This is a genomic window from Streptomyces sp. NPDC017095 (genome assembly GCF_044332325.1).
Classification (GTDB): Bacteria; Actinomycetota; Actinomycetes; order Streptomycetales; family Streptomycetaceae; genus Streptomyces.
Window position 1 is genome coordinate 1 of the sequence record NZ_JBIROU010000039.1, and the last position, 4,264, is coordinate 4,264.

At 55.3% G+C, this 4,264-nt stretch carries 2 rRNA genes; both read left to right on the forward strand.

The window, feature by feature from the left end:
* Nucleotides 1-1,173, forward strand: a 16S ribosomal RNA gene (locus ACH4OA_RS34550); the annotation flags it as partial.
* A gap of 345 nt (nt 1,174-1,518) precedes the next feature.
* Nucleotides 1,519-4,264, forward strand: a 23S ribosomal RNA gene (locus ACH4OA_RS34555); the annotation flags it as partial.

Here is a 4,264-nt window from a genome sequence, read left to right on the forward strand (position 1 = left end):
GCAGTGGGGAATATTGCACAATGGGCGAAAGCCTGATGCAGCGACGCCGCGTGAGGGATGACGGCCTTCGGGTTGTAAACCTCTTTCAGCAGGGACGAAGCGCAAGTGACGGTACCTGCAGAAGAAGCACCGGCTAACTACGTGCCAGCAGCCGCGGTAATACGTAGGGTGCAAGCGTTGTCCGGAATTACTGGGCGTAAAGAGTTCGTAGGCGGTTTGTCGCGTCGTTTGTGAAAACCAGCAGCTCAACTGCTGGCTTGCAGGCGATACGGGCAGACTTGAGTACTGCAGGGGAGACTGGAATTCCTGGTGTAGCGGTGAAATGCGCAGATATCAGGAGGAACACCGGTGGCGAAGGCGGGTCTCTGGGCAGTAACTGACGCTGAGGAACGAAAGCGTGGGTAGCGAACAGGATTAGATACCCTGGTAGTCCACGCCGTAAACGGTGGGCGCTAGGTGTGGGTTCCTTCCACGGAATCCGTGCCGTAGCTAACGCATTAAGCGCCCCGCCTGGGGAGTACGGCCGCAAGGCTAAAACTCAAAGGAATTGACGGGGGCCCGCACAAGCGGCGGAGCATGTGGATTAATTCGATGCAACGCGAAGAACCTTACCTGGGTTTGACATATACCGGAAAGCTGCAGAGATGTGGCCCCCCTTGTGGTCGGTATACAGGTGGTGCATGGCTGTCGTCAGCTCGTGTCGTGAGATGTTGGGTTAAGTCCCGCAACGAGCGCAACCCCTATCTTATGTTGCCAGCACGTTATGGTGGGGACTCGTAAGAGACTGCCGGGGTCAACTCGGAGGAAGGTGGGGACGACGTCAAGTCATCATGCCCCTTATGTCCAGGGCTTCACACATGCTACAATGGCCAGTACAGAGGGCTGCGAGACCGTGAGGTGGAGCGAATCCCTTAAAGCTGGTCTCAGTTCGGATCGGGGTCTGCAACTCGACCCCGTGAAGTCGGAGTCGCTAGTAATCGCAGATCAGCAACGCTGCGGTGAATACGTTCCCGGGCCTTGTACACACCGCCCGTCACGTCATGAAAGTCGGTAACACCCGAAGCCGGTGGCTTAACCCCTTGTGGGAGGGAGCCGTCGAAGGTGGGATCGGCGATTGGGACGAAGTCGTAACAAGGTAGCCGTACCGGAAGGTGCGGCTGGATCACCTCCTTTCTAAGGAGCATTCTCCAACACAACGTCCACACAGGTGGATGGTTGGTTGGCAGAGCCTGTTTCGGATCCACTTGTGGTCCGGCAGGAGCTCATGGGTGGACGCTGACAAACTTGATCGTCGTACGGTTTCTCCTCTGTGGGAAACCGACGAACAATATATCGGCATACTGTTGGGTCCTGAGAGAACACGCGAGTGTTTCCTCGAAGGAAGTAACGACAACACTGGAATGTGGGTCATACCGCGGAGTTGCATTGATTTCGGTCAGTGTTTTTTCGGCTGGTGCTCACGGGAGTTCTGGGGTTGTGTGTTGTTTGAGAACTGCACAGTGGACGCGAGCATCTTTGTTGTAAGTAATGAAGAGCGTACGGTGGATGCCTTGGCACCAGGAGCCGATGAAGGACGTAGGAGGCTGCGATAAGCCTCGGGGAGCTGTCAACCGAGCTGTGATCCGAGGATGTCCGAATGGGGAAACCCAGCACGAGTGATGTCGTGTTACCCGCGCCTGAATATATAGGGCGTGTGGAGGGAACGTGGGGAAGTGAAACATCTCAGTACCCACAGGAAGAGAAAACAACCGTGATTCCGTGAGTAGTGGCGAGCGAAAGCGGAAGAGGCTAAACCATGGGTGTGTGATAGCCGGCAGGTGTTGCATTCGTGGGGTTGTGGGGTTCATTTTGTCAATACTGCCGTGTTGGCCAACAGTAAGAAATCACAGGGTTAGTGGAAGTGGTCTGGAACGGCCTGTCGTAGAGGGTGAGAATCCCGTACACGAAAACTTTGTGACTGTTGTAATGGAAACCCAAGTAGCACCGGGCCCGTGAAATCTGGTGTGAATCTGTCGGGACCACCCGATAAGCCTGAATACTCCCTGGTGACCGATAGCGGACTAGTACCGTGAGGGAAAGGTGAAAAGTACCCCGGGAGGGGAGTGAAATAGTACCTGAAACCGTGCGCTTACAATCCGTCAGAGCCTTCGAGCAGTTTACTGCTGGGGGTGATGGCGTGCCTTTTGAAGAATGAGCCTGCGAGTTAGTGGCATGTCGCGAGGTTAACCCGTGTGGGGTAGCCGTAGCGAAAGCGAGTCCGAATAGGGCGAGTCAGTGGCATGCTCTAGACCCGAAGCGGAGTGATCTACCCATGGCCAGGTTGAAGCGACGGTAAGACGTCGTGGAGGACCGAACCCACTTAGGTTGAAAACTGAGGGGATGAGTTGTGGGTAGGGGTGAAAGGCCAATCAAACTCCGTGATAGCTGGTTCTCCCCGAAATGCATTTAGGTGCAGCGTCGCGTGTTTCTCACCGGAGGTAGAGCTACTGGATGGTCTAGGGGGCCCACAAGCTTACCGAAATCAGCCAAACTCCGAATGCCGGTGAGTGAGAGCGCGGCAGTGAGACTGCGGGCGATAAGGTTCGTAGTCGAGAGGGAAACAGCCCAGATCGCCAGCTAAGGTCCCTAAGCGTGTACTAAGTGGAAAAGGATGTGGGGTCGCGAAGACAACCAGGAGGTTGGCTTAGAAGCAGCCACCCTTGAAAGAGTGCGTAATAGCTCACTGGTCAAGTGATCCTGCGCCGACAATGTAGCGGGGCTCAAGTACACCACCGAAGCTGCGGCATTCACGCAATAGCCCCCAGTTGATCCAAGGATTTTCTGGCAGGTGTGTGGATGGGTAGGGGAGCGTCGTGTGGCCATGGAAGCGGCAGGGTGACCTAGCCGTGGAGGCCACACGAGTGAGAATGCAGGCATGAGTAGCGAAAGACGAGTGAGAAACTCGTCCGCCGAATGACCAAGGGTTCCTGGGCCAGGTTAATCCGCCCAGGGTGAGTCGGGACCTAAGACGAGGCCGACAGGCGTAGCCGATGGACAACGGGTTGATATTCCCGTACCCGTGTGAACGCGCCCATGGTGAATCAGTGATACTAACCATCCTGAAGCCACGAGAAGACCTTCGGGTCTCGAGTTGGTGGATGCATGGGACCTGATCTGGTAGTAGCCAAGCGATGGGGTGACGCAGGAAGGTAGCTGAGCCAGTCAGTGGTAATACTGGTGTAAGCGTGTAGGGCGTGACCTAGGCAAATCCGGGTCGCACATAGCCTGAGACGTGATGCGTAGCCGATTGAGGCGAATTCAGTGATCCTATGCTGCCGAGAAAAGCCTCTAGCGAGCTTTCACACGGCCCGTACCCCAAACCGACACAGGTGGTCAGGTAGAGAATACTAAGGCGATCGAGATAACTATGGTTAAGGAACTCGGCAAAATGCCCCCGTAACTTCGGGAGAAGGGGGGCCCTGTCTGGTGACGACATTTACTGTCTGAGCTGGGTGGGGCCGCAGAGACCAGTGAGAAGCGACTGTTTACTAAAAACACAGGTCCGTGCGAAGTCGTAAGACGATGTATACGGACTGACGCCTGCCCGGTGCTGGAAGGTTAAGAGGACCGGTTAGTTCCTTCGGGAGCGAAGCTGAGAATTTAAGCCCCAGTAAACGGCGGTGGTAACTATAACCATCCTAAGGTAGCGAAATTCCTTGTCGGGTAAGTTCCGACCTGCACGAATGGCGTAACGACTTCTCAGCTGTCTCAACCGTAGACTCGGCGAAATTGCATTACGAGTAAAGATGCTCGTTACGCGCGGCAGGACGAAAAGACCCCGGGACCTTCACTACAGCTTGGTATTGGTGTTCGGTTCGGTTTGTGTAGGATAGGTGGGAGACTGTGAAACGGTGACGCCAGTTATCGTGGAGTCGTTGTTGAAATACCACTCTGATCGAATTGGACCTCTAACCTCGGACCATGATCTGGTTCAGGGACAGTGCCTGGTGGGTAGTTTAACTGGGGCGGTTGCCTCCCAAAATGTAACGGAGGCGCCCAAAGGTTCCCTCAGCCTGGTTGGCAATCAGGTGTCGAGTGCAAGTGCACAAGGGAGCTTGACTGTGAGACTGACAGGTCGAGCAGGGACGAAAGTCGGGACTAGTGATCCGGCACCGGCAAGTGGAAGCGGTGTCGCTCAACGGATAAAAGGTACCCCGGGGATAACAGGCTGATCTTCCCCAAGAGTCCATATCGACGGGATGGTTTGGCACCTCGATGTCGGCTC